Annotated in this window: 1 rRNA gene; it reads right to left on the bottom strand. The window is 43.6% G+C overall.

Going from position 1 to position 383, the window contains the following annotated elements:
* Window positions 1-120 (bottom strand): 16S ribosomal RNA (locus EIZ48_RS28885); the annotation flags it as partial.
* Between the last annotated feature and the right edge of the window lie 263 nt (window positions 121-383).

Here is a 383-nt window from a genome sequence, read left to right as displayed (position 1 = left end):
GTCCGCCGCTCGCCGCCCAACAAATCACCCGAAGGGTCAATGTTGTCGCTGCCGCTCGACTTGCATGTGTTAGGCCTGCCGCCAGCGTTCAATCTGAGCCATGATCAAACTCTTCAATTTAAAGTTTTTGATAGCTCAATGAATACTGATTGAGTTCCTAGTGACTAGAAGCTAGTTCCTAGAAGCTCGAATTGACTGTGCCAAATAACCGAAGTTATTTGTATTGGTCACTCAGTTCATTGATGCCAAATTTGCTTTCACTTTTAAAAAGTGAAGACAAAAGGTTTGACTAATCATTTCACGAGTGCCCACACAGATTGCATGGTCAAATTGTTAAAGAACGTTGACTTTCAATGCCTTGGCGTTAACCGCTTCAGCAAGTC

Origin of the sequence: Photobacterium alginatilyticum (assembly GCF_009910675.1) — a bacterium.
GTDB lineage: Bacteria > Pseudomonadota > Gammaproteobacteria > Enterobacterales > Vibrionaceae > Photobacterium > Photobacterium alginatilyticum.
Note: the sequence above shows the minus strand (reverse complement) of the source record. Positions and strands in the feature narration are given on the sequence as shown.